General features: G+C 68.1%; 21 protein-coding genes. 14 read left to right on the top strand and 7 right to left on the bottom strand.

Going from position 1 to position 24,828, the window contains the following annotated elements; translation table 11 throughout:
• The first annotated feature begins 217 nt into the window (after positions 1–217).
• From putA to IB230_RS18120, 3 genes are all read left to right on the top strand, one after another.
• Positions 218–3,433 carry a bifunctional proline dehydrogenase/L-glutamate gamma-semialdehyde dehydrogenase PutA gene (gene putA, locus IB230_RS18130; RefSeq protein ID WP_192274263.1) on the top strand — a complete coding sequence of 1,072 codons (3,216 nt, stop codon included), beginning with the start codon at positions 218–220 and terminating at the stop codon, positions 3,431–3,433.
• 245 nt (positions 3,434–3,678) lie between these two features.
• Positions 3,679–4,839 (top strand): GGDEF domain-containing protein, encoded by a 1,161-nt coding sequence (locus IB230_RS18125; protein ID WP_192274262.1) that lies wholly within the window; start codon positions 3,679–3,681, stop codon positions 4,837–4,839.
• 13 nt (positions 4,840–4,852) lie between these two features.
• The gene (locus tag IB230_RS18120) at positions 4,853–5,806 is read left to right on the top strand and encodes an SMP-30/gluconolactonase/LRE family protein (RefSeq protein ID WP_192274261.1); all 954 of its coding nucleotides are present in this window, start codon (positions 4,853–4,855) and stop codon (positions 5,804–5,806) included.
• Between the two features lie 128 nt (positions 5,807–5,934).
• Here the strand turns inward: IB230_RS18120 and IB230_RS18115 are convergent, their stop codons facing one another.
• A complete protein-coding gene (locus tag IB230_RS18115; RefSeq protein WP_192274260.1) occupies positions 5,935–7,314 on the bottom strand; it encodes an outer membrane protein transport protein in 1,380 nt (459 codons plus the stop codon).
• Positions 7,315–7,537: 223 nt separating this feature from the next.
• Between IB230_RS18115 and IB230_RS18110 the strand changes: the two genes are divergently transcribed.
• Positions 7,538–8,230 carry a rhomboid family intramembrane serine protease gene (locus IB230_RS18110; protein ID WP_192274259.1) on the top strand — a complete coding sequence of 231 codons (693 nt, stop codon included), beginning with the start codon at positions 7,538–7,540 and terminating at the stop codon, positions 8,228–8,230.
• Positions 8,231–8,263: 33 nt separating this feature from the next.
• Entirely contained in the window at positions 8,264–8,584 is a 321-nt protein-coding gene (locus IB230_RS18105) for a DUF1820 family protein (RefSeq protein ID WP_192274258.1), read from the top strand.
• Between the two features lie 33 nt (positions 8,585–8,617).
• Here IB230_RS18105 and IB230_RS18100 read toward each other — a convergent pair whose 3' ends face one another.
• The 3 genes from IB230_RS18100 to gpmI form a co-directional block, all read right to left on the bottom strand.
• On the bottom strand, positions 8,618–9,961 hold the full coding sequence (locus tag IB230_RS18100) for a S41 family peptidase (protein WP_192274257.1): 1,344 nt from the start codon (positions 9,959–9,961) through the stop codon (positions 8,618–8,620).
• 117 nt (positions 9,962–10,078) lie between these two features.
• Positions 10,079–11,335, bottom strand: coding sequence for a peptidoglycan DD-metalloendopeptidase family protein (locus IB230_RS18095; protein ID WP_192274256.1), 1,257 nt, complete (start codon positions 11,333–11,335; stop codon positions 10,079–10,081).
• Positions 11,335–12,891 (bottom strand): 2,3-bisphosphoglycerate-independent phosphoglycerate mutase, encoded by a 1,557-nt coding sequence (gpmI, locus tag IB230_RS18090; protein WP_343227361.1) that lies wholly within the window; start codon positions 12,889–12,891, stop codon positions 11,335–11,337. Before gpmI ends, IB230_RS18095 begins: the two co-directional genes overlap by 1 nt.
• A 138-nt stretch (positions 12,892–13,029) precedes the next feature.
• On the opposite strand from gpmI, the gene IB230_RS18085 reads away from it, so the two are divergent.
• The 3 genes from IB230_RS18085 to IB230_RS18075 all read left to right on the top strand — a co-directional run bounded on the left by IB230_RS18085 (position 13,030) and on the right by IB230_RS18075 (position 16,130).
• Positions 13,030–13,689 carry a hypothetical protein gene (locus IB230_RS18085; RefSeq protein WP_192274448.1) on the top strand — a complete coding sequence of 220 codons (660 nt, stop codon included), beginning with the start codon at positions 13,030–13,032 and terminating at the stop codon, positions 13,687–13,689.
• Positions 13,690–13,772: 83 nt separating this feature from the next.
• Positions 13,773–15,473: a M28 family metallopeptidase gene (locus tag IB230_RS18080; RefSeq protein ID WP_192274255.1), complete on the top strand. Its 1,701-nt coding sequence runs from the start codon at positions 13,773–13,775 to the stop codon at positions 15,471–15,473.
• A gap of 264 nt (positions 15,474–15,737) precedes the next feature.
• Entirely contained in the window at positions 15,738–16,130 is a 393-nt protein-coding gene (locus IB230_RS18075; protein ID WP_192274254.1) for an MAPEG family protein, read from the top strand.
• 131 nt (positions 16,131–16,261) lie between these two features.
• Here IB230_RS18075 and IB230_RS18070 read toward each other — a convergent pair whose 3' ends face one another.
• Complete coding sequence (locus tag IB230_RS18070; protein WP_192274253.1) at positions 16,262–16,990, bottom strand: pseudouridine synthase; 729 nt, start codon at positions 16,988–16,990, stop codon at positions 16,262–16,264.
• 82 nt (positions 16,991–17,072) lie between these two features.
• Between IB230_RS18070 and IB230_RS18065 the strand changes: the two genes are divergently transcribed.
• Together IB230_RS18065 and IB230_RS18060 are read left to right on the top strand one after the other, a co-directional pair.
• Positions 17,073–19,862 (top strand): pitrilysin family protein, encoded by a 2,790-nt coding sequence (locus tag IB230_RS18065; RefSeq protein WP_192274252.1) that lies wholly within the window; start codon positions 17,073–17,075, stop codon positions 19,860–19,862.
• The gene (locus IB230_RS18060) at positions 19,859–20,134 is read left to right on the top strand and encodes a hypothetical protein (RefSeq protein WP_192274251.1); all 276 of its coding nucleotides are present in this window, start codon (positions 19,859–19,861) and stop codon (positions 20,132–20,134) included. Before IB230_RS18065 ends, IB230_RS18060 begins: the two co-directional genes overlap by 4 nt.
• 654 nt (positions 20,135–20,788) lie before the next feature.
• Here the strand turns inward: IB230_RS18060 and IB230_RS18055 are convergent.
• Complete coding sequence (locus tag IB230_RS18055) at positions 20,789–21,628, bottom strand: endonuclease/exonuclease/phosphatase family protein (RefSeq protein WP_192274250.1); 840 nt, start codon at positions 21,626–21,628, stop codon at positions 20,789–20,791.
• Between the two features lie 78 nt (positions 21,629–21,706).
• Between IB230_RS18055 and IB230_RS18050 the strand changes: the two genes are divergently transcribed.
• Both IB230_RS18050 and IB230_RS18045 read left to right on the top strand, forming a co-directional pair.
• Positions 21,707–22,555, top strand: coding sequence for a hypothetical protein (locus tag IB230_RS18050; RefSeq protein ID WP_192274249.1), 849 nt, complete (start codon positions 21,707–21,709; stop codon positions 22,553–22,555).
• A complete protein-coding gene (locus tag IB230_RS18045; protein WP_192274248.1) occupies positions 22,552–22,950 on the top strand; it encodes a hypothetical protein in 399 nt (132 codons plus the stop codon). Before IB230_RS18050 ends, IB230_RS18045 begins: the two co-directional genes overlap by 4 nt.
• Before the next feature lie 21 nt (positions 22,951–22,971).
• Here the strand turns inward: IB230_RS18045 and IB230_RS18040 are convergent, their stop codons facing one another.
• The gene (locus tag IB230_RS18040; protein ID WP_192274247.1) at positions 22,972–23,538 is read right to left on the bottom strand and encodes a type 1 glutamine amidotransferase domain-containing protein; all 567 of its coding nucleotides are present in this window, start codon (positions 23,536–23,538) and stop codon (positions 22,972–22,974) included.
• A gap of 315 nt (positions 23,539–23,853) precedes the next feature.
• Between IB230_RS18040 and IB230_RS18035 the strand changes: the two genes are divergently transcribed.
• Positions 23,854–24,390: a hypothetical protein gene (locus IB230_RS18035; protein ID WP_192274246.1), complete on the top strand. Its 537-nt coding sequence runs from the start codon at positions 23,854–23,856 to the stop codon at positions 24,388–24,390.
• Between the two features lie 60 nt (positions 24,391–24,450).
• The gene (locus IB230_RS18030; RefSeq protein ID WP_192274245.1) at positions 24,451–24,822 is read left to right on the top strand and encodes a hypothetical protein; all 372 of its coding nucleotides are present in this window, start codon (positions 24,451–24,453) and stop codon (positions 24,820–24,822) included.
• Positions 24,823–24,828 lie beyond the last annotated feature (6 nt).

The following is a 24,828-nucleotide window of genomic DNA, read 5'->3' as shown; positions in this document are numbered from 1 at the left end:
CCCCCGAGCACAGGGGGCGGCAAGTTGCATTGATCGAGGACAACGCGCAGCGGCCCGCCTGCAGGGCCGCATCGCGCACCGATGGGGGCGTTCCGCGACCTGCGTCACCGCCTCGCCAACCGACGCGCGCGAGACCCGCAAACCCCGCACGACAGGCATATCCGGGCTGCCCGCCCGGCCCTAAACTAATGGACTGCCTTTGGACTGCCCTGCCGTCATGTCGACCCCTTCGCCCGTCCCCTCGCCCACCGCTCCGCCGGCTGGCGCCATCGTGTCCCCCGAACTCCCCAGCCTGCCGCCGGCCTTGCGGGCCGCCATCACGGCCGCCTGGCTGCGCGACGAGACGGACCACGTCCGCGAACTGCTCGAGCAGGCCCGCCTGCCGGCCGAGGCGCAGATGCAGGCGCAGAAGCTGGCCGTGGACCTGGTGAAGCGGGTCCGCGCCCGCGCGCAGGACCAGGGCGCCATCGAAGCCTTCATGCGGCAGTACGACCTGGGCAGCGAGGAAGGCGTCCTGCTGATGTGCGTGGCCGAGGCCCTGCTGCGCATTCCGGACCAGGAGACCGCCGACAAGCTGATCCGCGACAAGCTGGGCGATGCGGACTGGGAAAAGCACCTGGGCCAGAGCGACTCGGTGCTGGTCAACGCCTCCACCTGGGGCCTGATGCTGACCGGCAAGCTGGTCAACCTGAACGACCTGACCAAGGCAGACGTGACCGGCGCCTTCAAGCGCCTGGTCGGCCGCGTGGGCGAGCCGGTGATCCGCCTGGCCGTGCGTCAGGCGATGCGCATCATGGGCCACCAGTTCGTCATGGGCCGCACCATCGACGAAGCGCTGGCGCGCAGCCGCAAGGGCGACAACGCCGACTACCGCTATTCGTTCGACATGCTGGGCGAGGGAGCGCTGACCACGAAGGACGCCGCGCGCTACCTGGAGGCCTACCGCCAGGCGATCCATGCGATCGGCCGTACCGGCCCGTTCGCCGACGTGCTCGCCGCCCCCAGCATCTCGATCAAGCTGTCCGCCCTGCATCCGCGCTACGAGCACGCCAAGCGCGCCCGCGTGATGAAGGATCTGGCCCCCGCCATCCTCGAACTGGCCCAGCTGGCCAAGTCCTATGCCATCGGCTTCACCATCGACGCCGAAGAGGCCGATCGTCTTGAACTGTCGCTGGACCTGATCGAGGCCACCTTCTCCGATCCTTCGCTGGCCGGCTGGGAAGGCTATGGCTTGGCCGTGCAGGCGTACCAGAAGCGCACGCCGTACGTGATCGACTTCCTCGCCGATCTGGCGCGCCGCGTCGGCCGCCGCATGCCGGTGCGCCTGGTGAAGGGCGCGTACTGGGACGCCGAGATCAAGCGCGCGCAGATCGACGGCCATCCGGGCTATCCGGTGTTCACCCGCAAGCCGAACACCGACGTGTCGTACCTCGCCAACGCGCGTCGCATGCTCGACCACGGCGACGCGCTGTATCCGATGTTCGCCACCCACAACGCGCAGACCATCGCCGCGATCCGCTTCATCGCCGCCGGCCGCCCGTACGAGCACCAGAAGCTGCACGGCATGGGCGATGACCTGTACGCCGAAGTGGTGCCGAAGCACCGCCTCGACACGCCGTGCCGCGTGTATGCGCCGGTCGGCTCGCACGAGGACCTGCTGCCGTACCTGGTGCGCCGCCTGCTCGAGAACGGCGCCAACAGCAGCTTCGTCAACCGCATCACCGACGAGAACGTCGCCATCGAGGACCTGGTGCGCGACCCGGTGCAGACGGTGTCCGAATTCGACTCCATTCCGCACCCGCGCATCCCGCTGCCGGTCGATCTTTTCCGGAGCCAGCCGGCTCCCATCGCCTCTTCTGACAGGAACAACTCCATGGGCGCCAACCTCGCCAACGACAACGACCTGCGCGCCCTGGCCGAGCGCATCAACGCGGCGGTGAAGCCGTGGCGTGCCGCGCCGCTGGTGCCGGGCGCGGTCGTGTCCAGTGCGGCGCTACCGGTGACCAACCCCGCCGACCGTCGCCAGACCGTCGGCGAATGGCAGCCGGCCGACAGCGCCGCCGTCGAGAAGGCACTGGCGAACGCCGTCGCCGCGCAGCCGGCGTGGGACCGCACGCCGGCCGCCAGCCGCGCCGCGATCCTCGAGCACGCCGCCAACCTGCTGGAACAGCGCCTGCCCGACTACATCGCGCTGTGCGTGAAGGAAGCCGGCAAGACCATCCCCGACGGCGTCGCCGAAGTGCGCGAAGCGGTCGATTTCCTGCGCTACTACGCCGCGCAGGCGCGCACGCAGTTCGGTGCGCCGGAACACCTGCCGGGCCCGACCGGCGAATCCAACCAGCTGCAGCTGCAGGGCCGGGGCGTGTTCGTCTGCATCAGCCCGTGGAACTTCCCGCTGGCGATCTTCCTGGGCCAGGTCAGCGCCGCGCTCGCCGCGGGCAACAGCGTGATCGCCAAGCCCGCCGAGCAGACCAACCTGATCGGCCACGCCGCGGTGAAGCTGCTGCATGAAGCCGGCATTCCCGAAGCCGTCCTGCAGTTCCTGCCCGGCGACGGTGCCACCGTCGGCGCCGCGCTGACGAAGGATCCGCGTGTCGCCGGCGTGGCCTTCACCGGTTCCACCGAGACCGCCCGCGCGATCAACCGCGCGCTCGCCGGCCGCGAGGCCGGTCCGATCGCCACGCTGATCGCCGAAACGGGCGGCCAGAACGCCTTCATCGCCGACTCCTCCGCGCTGCCGGAGCAGCTGGTGAAGGATGCGATGGGCTCCGCCTTCACCTCCGCCGGCCAGCGCTGCTCGGCCGCGCGCGTGCTGTTCGTGCAGGACGACATCGCCGACAAGGTCATGACGATGCTCGCCGGCGCGATGGACGAACTGAAGATCGGCGACCCCGGCCTGCTCTCGACCGACGTCGGCCCGGTCATCGACGCCGACGCGCTGAAGATCCTCGACGACCACGCCGTGCGCATGGCCAAGGAAGCGCGCCTGATCAAGCAGGCGAACGCAGGCGACGACACCACGAACGGCACGTTCTTCGCGCCGCGTGCGTGGGAACTGAAATCGCTTGACCAGTTGCAGAAGGAGATCTTCGGGCCGGCGCTGCACGTCGTGCGCTGGAAGGCCGACGACCTGGACAAGGTGATCGACCAGATCAACGCCACCGGCTATGGACTGACGCTGGGCGTGCATTCGCGCATCGACGAGACCATCGACCGCATCGCGGCGCGGGTGAAGGTCGGCAACGTCTACGTCAACCGCAACCAGATCGGCGCCGTGGTCGGCGTGCAGCCGTTCGGTGGCCAGGGCCTGTCGGGCACCGGCCCCAAGGCCGGCGGACCGCACTACCTGCCGCGCTTCGCCACCGAGAAGACGGTCACCGTCAACACCACGGCGGCCGGCGGAAACGCCTCGTTGCTGACGCTGGGCGAATGACGCAACGGCCAACCATACCGTGATGTGATGCGAAGCCCCGCCTCGTGCGGGGCTTTTTCTTGACCATGACCCACGGCACTGACGTTGCCGGTCGTGTCTGCCGATCCTGCAGAATGCGTGGTCGCCGTCGCTGAACTTCCGCCTCACGTGCGCGAGCATCGACACCGTGCCACTGCCGGATTGCGCCGTATCCTGCGTTCTGGCATCGACAGGAAGTTGCCCCGCCAGCGAGGCCCCCAGGACGCATGACCACCGATTTCTACAACCTGCTGCTCAGCGACTGCGCGTTGGCCGCCGTGCTGCTGGCGCTGTTCTTCTACGTGGGCAAGGTGTCGCGTGGCGTGCGCGGCATCGCCACCTGGGGCGTGGCGCACTTCCTGTATTCGCTGGGCGCGGCGATGCTGGATGGCACCGCCCAGACGCTGGAGCGCGCAGGAAACGAGACACTGGCAGACGGCATCGCCGGTGCCGGCGGCCTGTTGGCATGCGCCGGCCTGGTCGGCCTGGCGTGGTCGATTATCCAGTTCGTGCAGCAGCGCACGCTGGCATGGTGGGAACGCGCGCTGCTGCCGCTATGCCTGGCGTTCTCGCTGGCCGGCGTGGTGAGCGGCGGCGGTGTCGACGCCCAGGGCGCGGCGATGAGCGCCACCGAGGTGATCGTGCTGCTGGTGATGCTGCGCCACCTGTTCGCGCTGCGCAGCGCGCCGGACCACGTGCCTGCGCGGCTGATGATCGTCGGCTGCGCGGTGCTGCTGTGGCTCTACGCCGGCGACCTGCTGGCGGCGTTGACCGGCCGCTACGGCCCCAACCCGATGTGGGTGAACCTGGACCTCTCGATCTGGTTCATGCTCAATTTCTGCATGCTGATGCTGGCCAGCTTCCGCGCCGCGGAACCGCTGCGTCGCGGCGCGCTGTTCGATCCGCTCACCGGCGCACTCAACCGGCGCGGGCTGGACAACGAATTGCAATCCCTCGACGGATGGACCGCCTCCGAACACGGACTCGCGGTGATCGCGCTCGACCTGGACCACTTCAAGGCGGTCAACGACGATCACGGCCACGAAGCCGGCGACCTGGTGCTGCAACGCTTCTCCGACGTGGTGCACGGCTGCATCCGCAGCGGGGACCTGTTCGCGCGCCTGGGTGGCGAGGAGTTCATGCTGGTGATGCGCGACACGCCGCCGGACACGGCACACGCGCTGGCGGAACGCATCCGCCAGCAGGTGATGGCGCTGGAATTCGCGCCGAGCGGCCATGACTTCCGCGTCACCGTCAGCCTCGGCATCTCCTTCACCGCCGAGCGCGATGCGCCTTACGACACGCTGATGCGGCTCGCCGACGAGGCGCTGTACGCCGCCAAGCACAAGGGCCGCAACCGGATCGAGGTACGCTGGCATCCCGCCTGACCCCGAGATCGCCATGCCGCGTCGCCATCGCCTCGTCCTCGCCCTGGTCCTGTGTGCTGCCGCACCGCTTGCCGACGCATCGGCGCACCGCACCGTCTGCCCCGCCGATCCGGGCCACGCGCCCTCGGGCGAGCTGACGGCCGCGCGCGTGACCGTGGCCAAGGTCGACGACGACCAGGATCGCCTCTACGAAGGCGCGGTGTGGAAGGACGGTGCGCTGTACCTGTCGGACTTCGTCCACAGCGGGACCTTCCCTTCGCGCATCCGCCGCTTCACGCCCCCGGACCGTTGGGAAACGGTGGTCGAAGACAGCGGCAGCAATGGCCTGACGCTGGACCTCGACGGGAATCTCATCGCCGCCACGCACGACCGCAAGCAGGTGGCACGCGTGGATCTGGCCGACGGCACGCGCACGGGGCTCGTCTCCACGTTCGAGGGCGCGCCGTTCAATTCGCCGAACGACCTGGTGATGGCCGCCGACGGCACGCTCTACTTCACCGATCCCGACTACCAGCGCAAGGCCGCGCCCGGCGGACAACCGCGTACGCGCGTCTATCGCCATCGCGACGGCGAGACGACCGTTGTGGACGACAGCCTGCGCAACCCCAACGGCATCGCCCTGTCGCCGGACGGCGAGACGTTGTACGTCGCCGGCGGCACGGACGACGGCGACGTACTACGCACCTATGCCGTGAAGGACGGCGTGCCGGGCCCGGGGCGCGACCTCGCCCGCATCGGCGGTGGCGACGGGCTGGCGGTGGACTGCCTGGGCAACGTCTACGTCACCGAGCACGGCGAACGCCGCGTGCGTGTGTTCTCGCCGGCGGGCGACGTACTGGCGACGATCAAGGTGGACGCCAACATCACCAACGCCGCGTTCGGCGGCAAGGACCGGCGCACGCTGTTCCTCACCGGCGCGAAGAGCCTGTGGTCGATCGAACTGCCGGTCGCCGGCCTGCCGTATTGATCCACGCCGCAGGAAGGACCCCGATGCCTTGCGCCCGGAATTGCGGGGGCTGAAGCCGCATCCACATGAACACGCAAAGAAAAACCCCGCCTGGGCGGGGTTTTTCGTCGTTCCGGTTCGCGGTGCGATCAGAACTTGTACTGCATCGACACGCCGAACAGGTTGGCGCCACCGTCGTACTGACCAACCAGGCGCGAGCCGCTGGACGACAGCAGGTCGATCTCCGGCTTGTCGGCCAGTTCCAGGCGCACGTAGCTGGCGTTGAGCTCCAGGTTGTCGCTGACGTTCCAGCTCAGGCCCAGCGAGTACCAGTTGCGGTCTTCGTCGGGCATGCGCGGGGTGCGGTGCGCACGCGCCACCGGGGACTCGTCGCGCGCGATACCGGCACGCAGGGTGAACTTGTCGTTGAGCGCGAACTCGCCGCCCAGCGAATAGAACCAGCTGTCGTGCCAGTCGTAGTTCTCCACCGCGTCGGCCTGCAGCGGGTTGTCGAACTCGATGCGGATTTCCTTCAGCGAATCCCAACCGGTGTGCACGCCTTCGGCCATGATCGCGAAGCGCTCGGTGGCCTGGTAGGTGGCGCTGAAGGTGTGGGTGGCCGGGGTGGTCAGCTTGGCGCCGCCGCCGTCAGTCGGCAGGTACACCGCGCTGCCCAGCACGCCGCGCACGTTGGCCGGCACGTCGAAGGTCGCGTCGCCGCGCAGCTCGTGGTCGATCTCGGAGCGGTAGGAGTAGCCCAGCGACAGCTTGTCGGTCGGGCGCAGGCTGATGCCGGCCAGCCAGCCGAAGCTGTTGTCGGTACCGGAGATGCTGGCCACGCCGTCGTTCTTCTGCGGGCCGAACGGAGCGGCGACCGGGTTGGGCGTGATGCACAGCGTCGCGGCCACGCGGCAGATGCCGGCGCCGAAGTCGACGGCGTTGGTCAGGGTCACGTCGGCGTGTTCGTAGATCACGCCGAAGCCCACCGAGGCGCGGTCGGACAGCTCGATCGAGGCGGCCAGCGTCAGGTCGACGATCTTCACGTCGGACTCCAGCGCGTGGTAACGGCCCACCCAGTCGGACTCGTAGTCGGTCTTCAGGCCGAACGGCGCGCTGATCATGGCGCCCAGGGTCACGTATTCGAACTGGTCGCTCAGCGGCAGGATGAAGGACATGGCCGGCACGGCGGCGATGTCGCCGGCGTCTCCGCCGTCACCGCCACGCAGCGGCTGCTGCAGGGCGCTGCCGGCCGCGGCGGTGCCGCCACCGGTGAATTCGAACGACAGATCGATCGCGGTGACGTCGGCCTGGAAGGTCTTGTCGGTGAAGGTGGACATCAGGGCGGGGTTGTTGACCACCACCGAGGCGTCGCCCTTGGCCGAAGCCGAGCCGGCCATCGCGCGGCCCTGGGCCTTGACGCTGTTTTCCTTCAGCTGGAAGGCGGCCGCGTGGACGTCGCCATAGGCGAGGACGCCGGCGATGCCGAGGGCCAGCGCCGAAATGCGCGTGAGGTTCTTAGCAAAATCCATGGAATGTCTCCGGAGACGTGGGTAAAGAGCACCTGCGCCGTTCAGGGCCGCGGGTGTGTTGTCCACCCGTTCGGCCTGCCGGAAGCCCCTCCCGACATACGACGCCGTATGCAGTATACCTGCTAACCAAACTCTAACAATCCACCGTAAGTCATTGCCCCTGTTCAGGTTCGTCGCGACGCGCCATGGGCAGCCAGCCGGTGACCCGGTACAGTGCGGCCGCATGTTCGTCTCGCTCCCTTCCCGCCGGAAACCCCACGTCCGCTGGGCCACGCCCCTTCTTCTGGTGCTGCTGTCGGCGGCCTTCTGCTGGGCGCTGACCCTGGGGGACGCGGCCCAGGGTCACCTGCTGACCCGGTGGGGGGCGCTGACCGGCGGCATGGTGGCGCCGGAGGTCTGGCTGGCCTCACTGCAAAGCGGCACGGTGCTGAGGCTGTTCACCGCGCTGTTCCTGCATGCGGACTGGGCCCACCTGCTCGGCAACCTGGTGTTCCTGCTCATCTTCGGCCTGCCCTCGGAGCGGGCGATGGGGCCGTGGCGGTTCCTGCTGCTGTTCCTGGTCGGCGGCGCCGTGGCCAATGTCGCCGCCGTGCTGAGCATCGGCACGCCGGACCGCGTCATCATCGGCGCCAGTGGCGCCATCTCCGCGGTCATCGGTGCCTACCTGGCGCTGTTCCCCACCGCGAAGCTCGGCGTGGTACTGCCGCTGGGACTGTTCCTGGAGTTCGTGAAGGCGCCCGCCTCGCTGCTGATCGGCATCTGGGCGCTGCTGCAGGTGGTGTTCGCCTATACCGGACCGACCTTCGGTGCCGTGGCGTGGTGGGCGCATATCGCCGGCTTCCTGTTCGGCGTCGTGTTCGCGCTGTTCGTGCGTGCGGCGATCGCGCGGCGCATGCGCAAGCGGCAGGGCTACTGATCCGTCGCCAGCCACCAGACCTATAATCGCGGCATGAAGAACACGCTCTACAAGATCACGTTCCACAACCACACCAAGGTCTACGAGCTGTACGCACGCAGCGTCGCCGCCAGCGGCCTGTGGGGGTTCACCGAAGTCAGCGACCTGGTGTTCGACGTGCACGAGGGCCTGGTCGTCGATCCTACCGAAGAGCGCCTGCGCGACGAGTTCGGCGGCACGAAGGTGTTGCACCTGCCGATGCAGAGCATCATCCGCGTGGAAGAAGTGGAGCGGAAAGGACAGTCCGCCATCCGCGATGCGGCGACCGGCGAGAAAGTGGTGACACCGTTCCCGATGCCGGCCAAGCCACGCTAGGCGGACGGCGATCCTTTTCCCTACAAAAGGCGTTCAACGCTGCTGCTTGTCCGACGGCGCCTTGGCCGTCGTCGCCACCTTCTTCAGTTCCACCAGCGCCGCAGTGATCGGCGCATCGCCGTCCAGCACGTCGCCGGGCGCGTAGCCCGCGGCGCCTTCCTCGTCGCCGCGCAGGTGGCCCGGCAGCGTCGCTTCGGTGATGTAGAGCTGGCCGTCCTGCTCGACCACCGAGCCCGGCTTGCCGCCCGTCTCCGGCTTCACCACCACATCCGGCACGATGCCGCTGGCCTGGATCGACTTGCCGCTGGGCGTGTAGTACCGCGCCGTGGTCAGCTTGACCGAGTCGCCGTTGTCCAGCGGCAACACGGTCTGCACCGAGCCCTTGCCGAAGGTGCGGCTGCCGACCACGCGCGCGCGGCCGTTGTCGCGCAGCGCGCCCGCCAGCACTTCCGACGCACTGGCGGAACCGGCGTCCACCAGCACCACCACCGGCGCACCGTTGAGGCGGTCGCCCGGCGTGGCGTCGAACTTGGAATCGCTGATCGACATGCGCCCGCGGGTGCTGACGATGCCGCCCTTGTCGAGCAGATCGTCCGCCACCTGCACGGCGGCGAGCAGCAGGCCACCGGGGTTGCTGCGCAGGTCCAGCACCAGGCCGCGCAGCTTGCCGCCCTGCTGCAGCTTGTCGATCTGCCGCTGGAACTCGGCGGCGGTGTCGGTCTGGAAGGCCTTGATCCGTACGTAGCCGTAGCCCGGCTCGAGCATGCGGCTGGCGACACTGTTCACGCGGATGGTTTCGCGGGTCAGGGACACGTCGAACGGCTTCGGCATGCCGTCGCGCACGATGGTCAGCACGATCTTGCTGCCCGGCACGCCGCGCAGCGGCTCCATGCCGTCTTCGGCGCTGATCGGCTTGCCGTCGATCGCGGTGATGAGGTCGCCGGACTTGATGCCCGCCTTCGCCGCGGGCGTGTCGTCGATCGGCGATACGACCAGCAACGTCCGGTCGGGCTGCTGCATCAGCTCCACGCCGATGCCTTCGTAGGCGCCGTTGGCCTGCTCGTCGAAGGCTTCGGAATCGGCCTTGTCGAAGTAGGTGCTGTGCGGATCGAGGTCGAGCAGCAGGCCGCGGATCGCCGACTGCATCAGCTTCTTGTCCTCGACCGGCTCGACGTACGCTTCCTTGACCGCATTGAACACAGCCACGTAGCGGCGGATCTCCTCCAGCGGCACCTTCGGCGCGTTCTCGGCGGCATCGGGATCATCGCTGGGCGCGACCACCGGCGGCGTCTCCGGCATGGGCGCCTGCTGCTGCGCCCACGCCGGCAGCGCGGCAAGCAGGGCGACGGTCAGGATGGCCAGGGGAAAACGCGGCATGCGGACGCTCCAGAGGGTGCTCGGATGGGACTTCGCACGCATGCGCGAAGTTCACCGGATTATGCGCGAAGCCCCGAACGCCAGATGTTCAAGCCGGGTTAGGACCCGCGGCGCTGTTCATCGCCGCTGCAGCCACGAGGACGGGTCCACCGGCTGGCCGTTGCGGCGCAGTTCGAAGTACAGCGCCGCCTGGCCCTGTCCGCCCGACGTGCCGACGCGCGCGACCGCATCGCCGCGCTTCACCCGGTCGCCACTGTCCTTCAGCAGGCTGTCGTTGTGCGCATACAGGCTCATGTAGCCGTTGCCGTGGTCGAGGATCAGGATCAGGCCGTAGCCGGTCATCCATTCCGAGAACACCACCGTGCCGTCGGCCACCGCGGTGACCGGCGTTCCCGACGGCGCGCCGATCAATACACCGGTGCTGGCGCGTCCGTCCGGCAGACGACCGCCGTAGCGCGCCAGCAGGTTGCCCGAGACCGGCCAGCCCAGTCCGCCGACCTTCAGCTGCGGCGCGGAAGCGACCGCGGGTCGCGGCGTCGATGCGCGTGGCGTGCGCGCAGACGGTGTGTTGCCTTCGCGCTTCTGCGCGGCCGCTGCAGCGGCAGCTTCGCGTCGCGCCGCGGCCCGACGTTCGGCCTCGGCACGCGCCGCGGCTGCGCGCAGGTTTTTCAGCAGCGTCTCGAGCGAACGCGCGTCCTGGCCAAGCGCCTTCTCCTTCGCCGCACGGTCCTGGTAACGCTGATCGAGGTCGGCCATCAGGCTCGCGCGCGCCTTGCGATCCTTCTCCAGCTGCGCGACCTGGCCACGCTGTCGCGCCCGCGCCGCGTCCAGTTCGGCCTGGCGGGCGACGATGTCGCGCTCCACCTGGTCCAGCGCGGCCAGTTCGGTGTTGAGGGATTCGATGCGCCGTGCCTGGTCGCGCTGCACGTAGCGGTGGTAGGCCAGCAGGCGGTTGGCATCAGCCACGCGGTCCTGCGACAGCAGCACCTTCAACGGCGCATCGTCGCCGCGCTGGTAGGCCGAGCGCACCAGCGCCGTCAGCTGCTTGCGCTGCGCCGCCTGCTGGCCCTGCATCGCATCGCGCTTGCGCTGCAGCTCGTCCAGCGCCGCGGCTTCGCGGCGCAACGCCGCTTCGGTGTCGGACAGCGATCGCGCGGTGCGGCCGACCTGTTCGTCCGCATCGCGCAGCTGGCGCGACGCGGCACCGCGCTCGCTTTCCAGCTTGCGCCGTTCCTGCCCGATCGACTTCAACTCGCTGCGCACGCGCTCCAGCTTGCGCTCGGTCTCGCGCGACGTCTGCGCGGTCGAGGTCGCGACGACCGACAGGCCGGCCAGCAGGATCGCGACGAATGCAGCGCGCGTGCGGTGCGGCATCAGGCGTCGATCAGGCTGCGGCCGCTCATGTCGGCCGGCTGCGGCAGACCCAGCAGTTGCAGCAGCGTCGGCGCGACATCGCGCAACGCACCACCGCTGCGCAGCGTGACCGCGGGCGCGCCCTCCGGCTGCACCAGCACCAGCGGCACCGGGCCGACCGTGTGCGCGGTGTGCGGCTGGCCGGTGGCCGGGTCGCGCATCATCTCCAGGTTGCCGTGGTCGGCGGTGATGATCATCGCGCCGCCCGCCTGGCGTACGGCGGCATCGACCGCACCCACGGCCTTGTCCACCGCCTGCGCGGCCAGGATCGCCGCCTGCAGGTCGCCGCTGTGGCCGACCATGTCGGGATTGGCGATGTTGCAGACGATCGCGTCGAAGCGGCCCGTGCCGATCGCCTCGACCAGCTTCGCGGTCAGCTCGGGGCAGCTCATCTCCGGCTGCAGGTCGTAGGTGGCGACCTTGGGGCTGGGGATCAGGATGCGCTCCTCGCCGTCGAACACGTCCTCGCGCCCGCCGCTGAAGAAGAACGTCACGTGCGCGTACTTCTCCGTCTCGGCGATGCGCAGCTGGGTCAGCCCATGCTCGGCCAGCAGTTCGCCGAAGGTCTCGCGCAGGTCGTCCGGCCCGAACGCCACCGGCGCCGGCAACTTGGCGTCGTACTCGGTCAGGCAGACGTAGCGCGCGAGCGCCGGCACGCGCCGCTCGAAGCCATCGAACGCCGGCGACACGAAGGCCGCGCTCAGCTGGCGCGCGCGGTCGGCGCGGAAGTTCATGAACACCACCGCGTCGCCATCGGCCATCGCCTGCGCACCGTCGATCACCGTCGGCAGCACGAACTCGTCGTTCTCGCCGCGCGCATAGGCGTCCTCCAGCGCGGCCACGCCCGTCGCGGCGCGGTACTCGCTCTTCGCCTCGACGATCGCATCCCACGCCAGCTGCACGCGGTCCCAACGCTTGTCGCGATCCATCGCGTAGTAGCGGCCGCTGACCGAGGCGATATGCGCATTGCCGAGCGTCGCGCACAGGTCCTGCAACGCGCGCAGGCTGGGTTCGGCCGACTTCGGCGGCGTGTCGCGGCCGTCGAGGAAGGCGTGTACCGCGACGCGCGGCACGCCCTGGCGCTTGGCCAGTTCGAGCATCGCGAAGATGTGCAGTTCATGGCTGTGCACGCCACCCGGCGACAGCAGGCCGAAGACATGCAGGGTCTTGCCGCCGATCTTCGCGGCCTCGCAGGCCGCCACGAGCTCGGCATTGGTGTAGAAGCTGCCATCTTCGATGGCGGCATCGATGCGGGTGAGGTCCTGATAGACGATGCGGCCGGCGCCCAGATTCATGTGGCCCACTTCCGAATTGCCCATCTGCCCGTCCGGCAGGCCCACGTGACGGCCTTCGGTGTGGATCAGCGTGTGCGGCGCGGTGGCCAGCAGGCGGCGCCAGTTCGGCAGCTCGGCCTGCGCAAGTGCATTGTCCGTGGGATCTTCGCGATGCCCCCAGCCATCCAGGATCAGCAGCACGACGGGCTTGGGACGCTTCACGGACGCAGGGGATGCGGACACGGCAGGATTCCAGTGACTTCAGGCAGGTGACGATTGTAGCGAAGCATGGTGCCATCCACGCCGGTGCAACGGTGTTTAAACCCTTGGGCATACCGCCGCATCAGACCGATACGAGACCACCCGAGAGGCAACCCCATGATCCGTCCCCGCACCGCCCTGCTGCTGACCCTGGCCCTGGCCACCACCCCTGCGCTGGCCCAGCAGGAAATCTCCAAGGTCAACGGCAGCATCACCGCCGACGCCGGCCAGACCTATGGCGACCTGGATACCGTGAACGGCAGCATCCGCATCGGCGACGGCGTCACCGCCGAAGACGCCAGCACCGTCAACGGCAGCATCACCGTCGGCGACAAGGCCGTCGTGGAATCGCTGGAAACCGTCAACGGCGGCATCCGCACCGGCAAGGACGTGAACGTCCGCAAGGACGTCGAGACCGTCAACGGCAGCATCTTCATCGATCGCGGCGGCGTGGTCGGCGGCGATGTCGAGACCGTCAACGGCGCCATCGGCCTGGTCGGCACGCAGGTCGGCGGCAGCATCGAGACCGTCCGCGGCGACGTCACCGTCGGCGTCGGCTCGAAGGTCCGCGGCGGCCTGCGCGTGCAGAAGTCCACCGGCTTCTTCAACACCGACAGCAAGAAGCCGCCGCGCATCGTGATCGGCCCCAATGCCGAAGTGAACGGCCCGCTGGTGTTCGAGCGTCCCGTGGTGCTGTACGTGCACACCAGCGCCAAGATCGGCCCGGTAACCGGCGCCACCGCCAAGTCGTTCAGCACTGACACCGCGCCGGCCGAGTAAGTCCCTGCATGCGGGCGGGTCCGGCACAGGTCCGGCCCGCCCTTTGTGGCTAGAATCGGGATTCCGTTCGTTGAGGAATCCCGATGTCCCGCAAGTTGATGCTGGTGCTTGCCACCGCGGCCGCCCTGGCCGCGTGCAAGCAAGAAACCGCGGCGCCCGCGCCCGAGGCGGCCACGCCGCCGCCCGCCGCCGCCCACACCTTCACCGCCGACATCACCGAGGCCGACTTCGCCGACATGGTGAACACGCTGGCCTCGGACGAATTCGAAGGCCGCGCCCCGGGCTCGGTCGGCGAAGAGAAGACCGCGACTTACCTCGAAGCGCAGATGAAGCGCATCGGCCTGCAGCCGGGCAACAACGGCAGCTATTTCCAGGACGTGCCGATGGTGGAAACCACCGCCGACGAGGCCGCCACCACTCTGTCGCTGACCACCTCGGCCGGCAAGCGCGACCTGAAGTTCGGCACCGACTACGTGATCGGTACCCGCACCGGCCAGACCGACGTCAAGCTGGATGCCAGCGACCTGGTGTTCGTCGGCTACGGCGTCGATGCACCGGAGCAGACGTGGAACGACTACGCCGGCCAGGACTGGACCGGCAAGACCGTGGTGATCTTCGTCAACGACCCGGGCTTCCACGCCAAGGACGAGACGCTGTTCGGCGGCAACCGCATGACCTACTACGGGCGCTGGACCTACAAGTTCGAAGAGGCCGCGCGCAAGGGCGCCGCTGCCGCGCTGATCGTGCACGACACCGCCGGCGCCAGTTACGGCTGGGACGTGGTGAAGAATTCCTGGTCCGGCGCGCAGTACGACCTGCCGGCCAAGGACGATCCGGAAAAGCGCATCCCGCTGCAGGGCTGGCTGAGCGCCGAGGCCGCCAAGCAGCTATTCGCCGATGCCGGCCTCGACCTGGACGCCGCCTACGCCAGCGCCGGCAAGCGCGGCTTCAAGCCGGTGCCGCTGAAGGCGCAGGTGTCCGCCGCGCTGAAGAGCAGCATCACCGAGAAGACCTCGCGCAACGTCATCGGCGTACTGCCGGGCGCCAGCAAGCCCGACGAAGCCGTGCTGTACATGGCCCACTGGGACCACCTGGGCAAGCACGAGGGCGAGGAAGGCGACAACATCTACAACGGTGCCGTCGACAACGCGACCGGCGTGGCCGGCATCCTGGAGATCGCCGAAGCGTTCGCCCACCAGGATCCGAAGCCCGCGCGCTCGGTAGTGTTCGTGGCGGTGACGCTGGAGGAATCCGGCCTGCTCGGCTCCAAGTACTACGTCGCGCACCCGACCTTCCCGCTCAACAAGATCGCCGGCGTGATCAACCTCGACGCGATGAGCGTCGGCGGCAAGTCGCGCGACTTCGTCGTCACCGGCAAGGGCAACTCGCAGCTGGAAGACATGCTGAAGGTCTACGCCGACCAGCAGGGCCGCGTGCTCGCCGAGGAAGGCAACCCGGCCGGCGGCTACTACTTCCGCAGCGACCACTTCAACTTCGCCAAGGCCGGCGTGCCGGCGCTGTACGCCAAGGGCGGCAACGACCTGCTGGACGGCGGCGTCGAAGCGGGCAAGGCGGCGAGCGAGGAGTACGCCAAGCGCTACCACCAGGCCAGCGACGAAGTGCACGACGGCTGGAAGCTCGACGGCGTGGTGCAGGACCTGCAGGCGCTGTACGGCGTCGGCAAGGACCTGGCGGTCGAAGACAAATGGCCGACCTGGTACGACGGCAACCCCTTCAAGGCCGCGCGCGACGCGATGATGAAGGCAGAGCCGGCGAAGAAGTAAGCCGACGTCGACAGTGCGATACGAAAGCGGCGCCGAAAGGCGCCGTTTTCTTTTCCGGTCCCATGATCGACCGGTGATGTCTCCTGTGGGAGCGACGTAAGTCGCGATGAAGCTCTACCGGTAGCCCATCGCGACTTACGTCGCTCCCACACCATCTTCCCATTGTGCCCCTCACTTCTCTCCCCGTGCCGGGGAAAGGGAGCGAAAGCATGGACGCCTGCACCGCGCACCCACTACCCTGCGCCATCCTCGGAGGGAATACGCATGGCCATCGCTTACTGGTGCATCCTGATCACCGCACTGCTGCCGTACCTGTGGGTCTTCATCGCCAAGCGCTCCGGTGAGCGCTACAACAACCGCAACCCGCGCGCGTGGCTGGCCAAGCAGGACGGCAACTACAAAGTGCAGCGCGCCAACGCCGCGCACCTCAACGGCTTCGAGGCGTTTCCCGCCTTCGTCGCCGGCGTGCTGATGGCGCAGCTGGCCGGCGTGCCGACGGACACCATCACGCCGCTGGCCATCGCCTTCGTCGTCGCGCGCGTGCTGCACGGCGTCTTCTACCTGGCCGACAAGCAGTCGCTGCGCAGCCTCATCTGGCTGGTCGGCATGCTGTGCGCGGTCGCGCTGATGGTGCTGGCGGCGATGAGGGTGGCCTGAGACATCGCTTCCTGTTCACAGGAACTACTTGGCAATAGGTGTGGGAGCGACGTAAGTCGCGATGGGCCACCGGTAACGCCTCATCGCGACTTACGTCGCTCCCACATCCATCACCGCGCCCGACGGATCCGCTACCGCAAATCCCCTTCCCACCCGAACAGCGCGTACGCCTTTAGGAATTCCGCATCCAGCGGCGCCACCACGTCGATGCGCTCGCCGGTCAGCGGATGCGGAAACGCCAGCCGCACCGCGTGCAGCAGCATGCGGTGCACGCCCTGCATGCGGAAGTTCCGGTTGTGGCGGCCATCGCCGTGGCTGGTGTCGCCGATCAGGTGATGGAACGCGTGCTTGAGGTGCCGGCGGATCTGGCGGAAGCGGCCGGTTTCCGGCTGGCAGCGCAACAGGGCGTACCGTGAGGTTTCGAACTCGCCCGACGGCAGCGGCAGTTCACCCGTCGCCAGCCGCACGAAGCGCGTCAGCGCCGGCTTCTTCTCCGGCTTGCCCGGGCCGCCATCGATCGCGTGATCGACGATGAAGTCCGACTCCGGCCAGCCGCGGCACACAGCAAGGTAATCCTTCTCCACCTCGCGCGACATCAGCACCTTGCCCAGCGTGGACGCGCTGTCGCGGTCGAACGCCACCAGCAGGCAGCCGCTGGTGGCGCGGTCCAGCCGGTGGATCAGGAAGATCGGCTTGCCGAACTGCGCGCGCAGGCGGTCGGCGACGAAGTCGGTCTCGCCGCGCGCCAGTTTGCTGTCATGCGCCATCACGCCGGCGGGCTTGTTCACCACCGCGATCTGCGCATCGGCGTACAGCACGGGCAGTGCGCCGTCGTCGGTCGTGGTCTCACCGTAATCCATGAATCAACCTTTCCTGCAAATCTGCGACACTCGGGGTCCGCCGCACGCGATGGACGCCCGCGGCACTGTTGGAGGATCGTGGATGTCGTCACCCCGCTTCATTGTCGCACTCGGACTGGCCGTCACGCTGGCCCTGGGTCATCCCGTCACGCTGCAGGCGCAGACCGCGTTGCCGAAGGGCGTCGCCGCCGGCCCCAGCATCGAGGGCATCAGCGAATACACCCTGGCCAACGGCCTGCGCGTGCTGCTGTTCCCCGATGCCACCAAGCCCACCGTGACCGTCAACCTGGTCTACCAGGTGGGCTCGGTGCACGAGAACTACGGCGATACCGGCATGGCGCACCTGCTGGAACACCTGCTGTTCAAAGGCACGCCCACGCAGTCCGACATCAGCGGCGAGATGAAGAAGCGCGGCATCGACTTCAACGCCACCACCGGCCTGGACCGCACCAACTACTTCGCCTCGTTCCCCGCGAACAACGACACCTTGGAGTGGGTGCTGAAGATGGAAGCGGACCGCATGGTCCATTCCAACGTCGCGAAGAAGGATCTCGACAGCGAGATGACCGTGGTCCGCAACGAGCTGGAGGCCGGCGAGAACAACCCCGGCGGCGTGCTGTTCCAGCGCATCCGCTCCACCGCGTTCCTGTGGCACAACTACGGCAACACCACCATCGGCGCGCGCAGCGACGTGGAAGGCGTGCCGATCGACAAGCTGCAGGCGTTCTACCGCCAGTGGTACCAGCCGGACAACGCCACGCTGATCCTCGCCGGCCGCCTCGACACCGCCGACGTGCTGGCGCGCGTCGCCCGCCACTTCGGCCCGCTGAAGAAGCCCGCCCGTCCGCTGCCGCGCTTCTACACCACCGAGCCCGCGCAGGACGGCGAGCGCGAGGTCACCGTGCGCCGCGTCGGCAACCTGCGCCTGGTCGCCGCCGCCTACCACGTGCCCGCCGTCGCGCATGCCGACAACGCGCCGCTGAGCGTGCTGGCGAACGTGCTGGGCCACACGCCGGGCGGCCGCCTGCACAAGGCGCTGGTCGAGGGCAAGCTGGCCGCGGGCAGCGGCGCCAACAGCGAATCGATGCGCGATCCGGGCCTGATGACGGTCGTGGCCGTGATTCCGGCCGACGGCGATGCGAAGAAGACCGAAGCCGAGCTGCTGAAGCAGGTCGAACAGATCGCGTCGCACCCGATCACCCAGCAGGAAGTCGATGAAGCCAGGCAACGCATCGGCAACGCGTACGACCTGTACTTCACCGACGTCAACGCGGTCGGCATGGGCCTGTCGGAATTCCAGTCGGCCGGCGACTGGCGCCTGCTGTTCACCAGCCGCGATGCCATCGACAAGGTCACCGCCGCCGACGTCAACCGCGTCGCCGCCGCCTACCTGAAGTCGAGCAACCGCACGCTGGGCCGTTTCATTCCCAGCGAGACGCCGGACCGTGTGGAGATTCCCGCCGCGCCCGCCGTCGCCACGCTGGTGGACGGCTACACCGGTCGTGCCGCGGTCAGTGCGGGCGAGCAGTTCGATCCCTCGCCGCAGAACATCGAGTCGCGCACGCAGACTTTCACGCTCGGCAAGGCGCTGCGCGTATCGCTGCTGCCGAAGAAGACGCGTGGCGGCACGGTGATCGTCGACGCCAACTTCCGCTTCGCCGACGAGGCCGCGCTGACCGGCCGCGAGGGCGCCGCCGGCATGGCCGGCGCGATGCTGATGCGTGGCAGCAAGACGCTGACGCGCACGCAGATCGACCAGCGCATGGAACAGCTGAAGACGCAGGGCAACATCAGCGGCAGCCTGCAGGGGGCGGCCATCGGCCTGCAGACGCGACGCGAGCACCTGGCCGACGCGCTGGCGCTGGCCGCCGACGTGCTGCGCAACCCGGCGTTCCCGGAGGCGGAGTTCGAACAGCTGCGCGTGCAGGCGCTGACCGGCATGGAGGCCTCGCGCCAGGAACCGGGCGCGATCGCCGGCCGCGCACTGGGGCAGTATTTCGACCCGTGGCCGGCCGGCCATCCGCTGCGCACCCGCACGCTGGACGAATCCATCGCCTTGATGAAGACGCTGAAGCTGGACGACGTGCGCGCGTTCCATCGCGACATCTACGGCACCTCCGAAGGCGAGATCGCCATCGTCGGCGACTTCGATCCGGTCGCCGTGCGCGCGCAGCTCGAACAGCTGTTCGCCGGTTGGCAGGCGGGCAAGCCGTACGCGTCCATCGACACGCGCTACACGGACGTCGCGGCGAAGCAGCAGCGCTTCGAAACGCCGGACAAGCCCAACGCCGTGCTGCTGGCGCGGCAGAACCTGTCGCTGCGCGTGACCGACGCCGACTATCCCGCGATGATCGTGGCCAACCGCATCTTCGGCGGCGGTGCGCTGAAGTCGCGCCTGGGCGACCGCATCCGTCAGCAGGAAGGCCTCAGCTACGGCGTCTCCAGCGGCATCCGCGCCGACGACAGCCGCAGCGGCAAGGACGATGCCGGCAGCTTCACTGTGCAGGCCATCGCCGCGCCGGAGAACATGGCCAAGGTGGAAGCGCTGGTGCGCGAAGAGCTGGACAGGCTGCTGAAGGACGGCATCACCGCGGAGGAACTGAAGGACGCGGTGGCCGGCACGCTGACCGAACGCCAGCAGGCCCGCGCCGAGGACGGCACCATCGCCGGCATGCTGACCGACCAGCTGTACTTCGGCCGCACCATGCAGTTCACCAGCGACCTGGATGCGAAGTACGCCGCGCTGACGCGCGAGCAGGTCAACGCGGCGATCCGCAAGTACCTGAAGCCGGAGGCGCTGAGCGTGTTCGTGGCGGGCGATTTCGCGAAGAAGGCGACGGGCGCAGCGGCGACCTCGGGAGGCACGCCATGACGATTGAAACCGACGCCAAGCGCGAGGCCTCGCTTGCCCGCTGGCAGAAAATCCGCGACCAGGGACCGCTGCGCTTCATCCTGCTGCGCGGCGTGCTCGGCTGGGGTGTCCCCACCGCCTTGCTGTGGTGCGGACTGATGACGGTGTTCACCGAGCGGGAGTTCGTGCCGTTGCTGATCGCCGCCCTGATCGGCTTCCCCGTCTGCGGCCTGATCTGGGGCGGCGCGATGTGGTTCATCGCGGAGCGGAAGTTCGGACCGCCGCCGCGCTGATCGCGCAGGCGTGATATCTCGACATGCAAAGACGGCCCCGCGAGGGGCCGTTTTCGTTGTGGGAATGCCGCGGGTCCTGATCTTCCGCGCTCGCCCCCTCACCCCAGCCCTCTCCCCCGTGCCGGGGGAGAAGGGGCGACCCATCGGAAGGTCCGCGTCGATGATCCCGCTACGGCGAAATGCCCCTCTACCCCGCTTGCGGGGGAGAGGGTTGGGGTGAGGGGGCCAACGCGCGGACTCACCTGACGCACGGCACCGCTCGATGGCGCTCAGTGCTCCGTTCGTCTCACGTTGAGCCTTGCGCCCCGGGCTCAGGGCCCGGCGACGGAGCTCCGCGCTCCATCGATGGAGCGCGGAATGCCAACGATCGCCCTCGGAAAGCCATCGACGGAGCTCCCCCATGCCATCGATGGGTTTCAAAGACCCATCGATCGCACATCGAAAGCCATCGATGGCACATTCAGACCCATCGATGGCTCGCTGAAAGCGATCGATGGCTTTCCGGAACCCATCGATCGCTTTCAAAGTGCCACCCCATCGCCCTCGGAATCCCATCGATGGCTCGTCGAGTGCCATCGATGGCACTTTTCGCCTGGCGCCTGGCTTTCCGAGCCCGATCGACGGCGCTCGGAGCACGATCTCCCGGTTCCGCCGCTACGGCAACCGCAGTGCCACCACCAACGGGAAATGGTCGGACGGATAGCGCTGATCCCAGCGAGTCGTCACCGAGGCGATCGACTCGGGCTGTGCGCCCTTCACGAAGATCCAGTCGATGCGTTTGTCGGCCTTGCCGGTGAAGCCGTGGAACGTCGCGTCGCTGCCTTCGACGCGCGGCGCGGTCGTCCAAGCGTCCTGCAACGTGCGCGCAAGCACCGCGTGCACTTCGCTGTCCGGCGCGGTGTTGAAGTCGCCGATCAGCACCACCGGCACGCCGGCCGGCAGCGTGGCCAGACGCGCGGCGATGGCCGTCGCCCCTTTCACGCGCGCCGCTTCGTCCTGGTCGCGGTACGGCAGGTGCGTATTGAACAGATAGAAGCGCTTGCCATCGCGGCGCTGCTCGAACAGCGCCCACGTGACCATGCGCGGATACAGATGCTGCCAGGTGATGCTGCCGGGCACGTCGGGCGTATCGGACAGCCAGAAGTCGCCGGACTCGACCACCTTCAGCCGGTCCTTGCGATAGAACACGCCCATGTGTTCGCCGCCGCCATCGGCATCGCGCCCGCGACCGAACCAGGCGTACTGCGGCAATGCCTTCGCCAGGTAGTCGGCCTGCATCTTCACCAGTTCCTGCATCCCGATCACGTCCGGCTGCTGCTCCTGCAGCATGCGCACCGCCAGCGGCTTGCGCGTCTCCCAGTAGTCCACGCCATCGCTTTCCACCGGCAGGCGGATGTTGAAACTCATGATGCGCAGGGGGGTATCGGCGGCGATGGCAGGCATCGTGGCGGCGGCCAGGATCGTCCCGATCAGCAGGGAGCGCAGCAGGGGCATGGCGGTCTTCCGGTTCGACTCGCACCAGTATAGGAACTGCGGTAACGTCGCGCTCCATCGGGGAGAGGGAGTTCGACCATGCAGGGAATGAAGCGCATCGCCGTCCGTGCCGTCTGGCTGTTGTCCGCCTTGGCCTGTCCATCCCTGGTGCTTGCGCAGGAGGACGCACCTGCGCCGATGGACGATGCGCAGATCGCGCAAGCCCTTCTGGACGCGGAAGCCACCGGGCGGGCGATCTACCTGCATGACCAGGCCGCCGCCGTCGCCTCCGATGCCGTGATGACGCTGAAGGCGTTCCGTCAGGACGGCAAGCAGGGACGCCTGGGCGGCTGGATTACCGAACAGCGGGATGAAGGCATCGCGGTGACCTTCCTGAGCAGCGACGCGGAGCCGCGTGCGCGCTATCGCGTGACGGTGGGCAGCGAGGGCCGCGTCATCGGCGACGCCCAGGCGTTGGCCGAGCCCGCCACGCTGACACCTTATGAACTCGGCGCCGCACGTGCACGCAACACGGCGGCCCATGCGGAGTTCGCTCCATGTTCCCGCAGCTACAACACTGTGGTGTTGGCCGATCCGCGCGAAGGCGGCGGCTGGATCGCGTATCTGCTGCCGGGAACGACAAAGCAGGGCGTGGTTCCCATCGGCGGCAGTTACAGGCTGGACCTGGATGCTGCTGGTCAGAAGATCGTCCGGCAGCGGCCTTTCACGCGCAGCTGCATCGCGCTGGCGGGGCGGCATGGGGAGAAGGACAGCGAGACCGTGGCCATGATGATCACGCATCTGCTCGATCCGGCGCCCACTGAAGTCCACGTGTTCTGGAGCCTGTGGGCACGCACTCCGATGTTCGTGGGAACCTCTGCCGGCCTGTGGAAGATCGAGAATGGCAGGGTGACGATGACCTCGCGCGACGAGAAGGAAAGCCCGTGACTCTGCCGTCTCTTGTGCTGCTCGCCCTCGCGCTGTCGTCCGGCGCGGACAACCGTTTCCTTCATATCGTGCCGCTTCTCGAGGTCTCCCCGGATCCCCTCGGCGACTGTGCGCGCATGCGACTCAAGCCGTTCGTCAGTCCGTACGGCATCCAGCAGCCGTGGCCCGTGGTGGACGCGCCATCACAGGACCTGATGCTGGCGCAGGAGCGGCCGTTATCGGATACCGGGCAGGTCGCGGATGGCTATGCGCACTTCGTGCATATCGACGAGCGCGCACGTGCGGTCTACGTGATCCAACAAGGCGGCTTCGCCGGCACCACCAAGGTGTATGGGCCGTTGCCGCTGCCCCGCTGCACGCCGGCCGTCGAGACACCGGAAGCACCGCGGCGCTGACGGCCGCGGTGTCGGCGCGGATCAGGCCGAGCGACGCTGGCCACCGTGCTTACCCTCTGCGATTTCTTCCACCAGCTTCGCGCAGAAGGCAGGCAGGTCCTTCGGCGTGCGGCTGGTGACCAGTCCCTTGTCGACGACGACCTCATCGTCCTTCCAGGTGGCGCCGGCGTTCTCAAGATCCTTGCGGATGTTCGGCACCGAGGTGATGGTGCGGCCTTTCAGTACGTCGGCGTTGGCCAGTACCCACGGACCATGGCAGATCGCACCGACCGGCTTGCCGGCCTCGAAGAAGCCGCGGGTGAACGCGAGCGCCTGGTCGTCGACGCGCAAGGCATCGGGATTGAACAGCCCGCCAGGAATGACCAGCGCGTCGTAATCCTGCGCGCTGACGTCGGACAGGACGTGGTCGACCTCGACCTGTTCGCCCTTGTCGAAGTGCTTGAAGCCCTGGATGCGGCCGCTTTCCAGGGAGACGATGTCGACCTCGGCCGCGTGTTCCTTCAACGCGCGCATCGGCTCGGTCAGTTCGGACTGCTCGAAGCCGTCGGTGGCGAGGATGGCGACGCGTTTTCCGGTCAGGTGGCTCATGGGAAGACTCCCGTGGGAAAGGAAGTTCACCGTAGACTCCCTGCCGCGTACGGCACGCGAAAGAATCGTTGTGACCGCGTCAACATCGACGGTCCGCATGCGCCATGATCCGCTGGTTCATAGGCAGACGGCTCGCTGGTGGACCGCGCGATCCTTGCGGGTGTCGCTGTGAGTTGACGACGGGCCACGCTGGGAACTGCGGAGGTATTCCTAGCCACGCTAACGCGGAGTACGCTGACCGTCTGAGCGGCCGCCCGTGACGGATACGCGGCTGCCAGGCAGTACGACAGTACCAATGGACGGGATGGAGCCCACATGAACCTGTTTGCCCTTCTGCTTGCCGCAACAACACCAATCACTCCACATTGCGTCGCCGGCGATGAAGCCGCCACGGCACTTGCAGCGACGCGCGAAACACCTACGCCCCTCGGGCTGATCGTTGGCACAGGCAGCGACTGGGGCGCGAAATTCCTCATCGTCGGCACCACCCATCACCTTGGCGTCCCCGGGATTCCGACGCGCGAAGGCACGGAGCGGATCACCTACTACGCCGCAGGACGACAGCTGACCTGCAGCCAGGTGCTCGAACGCTCGACGTGCCCCGCGCTCGATCTGGAACTCCGCGCCTACCGTGATCGCGCCTATGCGGTGATGCACAACCGTTCGAAGTTGCGCGCCGGCGCGGCCTACCATCCGCCGTTTGCGTTGCTGCATGCGCAGGATGGGGACGGCAACGTCACCCGGATCGTCTCCACGCAGTCGGAGCACCCGCTCATGCATGACACGGCGCAGACCTTCTCCGCCATCGCCCCCTGCACGGCCGATGTAGACATGCGCATCGGCCAACCCTGATCATCGGAAGCGACGTCGCGGATCCACCCTCGCGACACGACGGAGCCGATGATGGAGCGCGTGAAGATCGTTCTGCGTAGCCTGCTGGCCCTGGCACTCGCCATCATCGCGATCCCGCTGGTGAACCTGGCCGGCAGCGAAGTGGCTGCGCTGCTCGGACTCCCGCCGGGCGGCGATACACGACTGGGTTACGACCTGCTGTGGGTATTCCTCGCCGGCCTCGTGGGCAGCGCTCTGATGGTTGGCGTGGCTGCGGTGGCGAAGACCGCGCACGCATGGACGATCTTCGCGATCTACCTGGGGCTGGACGTGTACGTGACCGTGGTGGCGTGGGACGACTTCCCGCGCTGGTTCACGCTCGCCTGCCTGCTGACGTTGCCGGTGCAGGTGTGGCTGGGCTGGTGGCTGGTCTGGGGTCGCAGGCGCGCCTGAGCGCGC

The sequence above is a fragment of the Pseudoxanthomonas sp. PXM01 genome, assembly GCF_014851815.1.
Taxonomy (GTDB): Bacteria; Pseudomonadota; Gammaproteobacteria; order Xanthomonadales; family Xanthomonadaceae; genus Pseudoxanthomonas_A.
The sequence above is the reverse complement of the archived record's forward strand: the minus strand, read 5'-3'. Positions and strand labels throughout refer to the sequence as shown.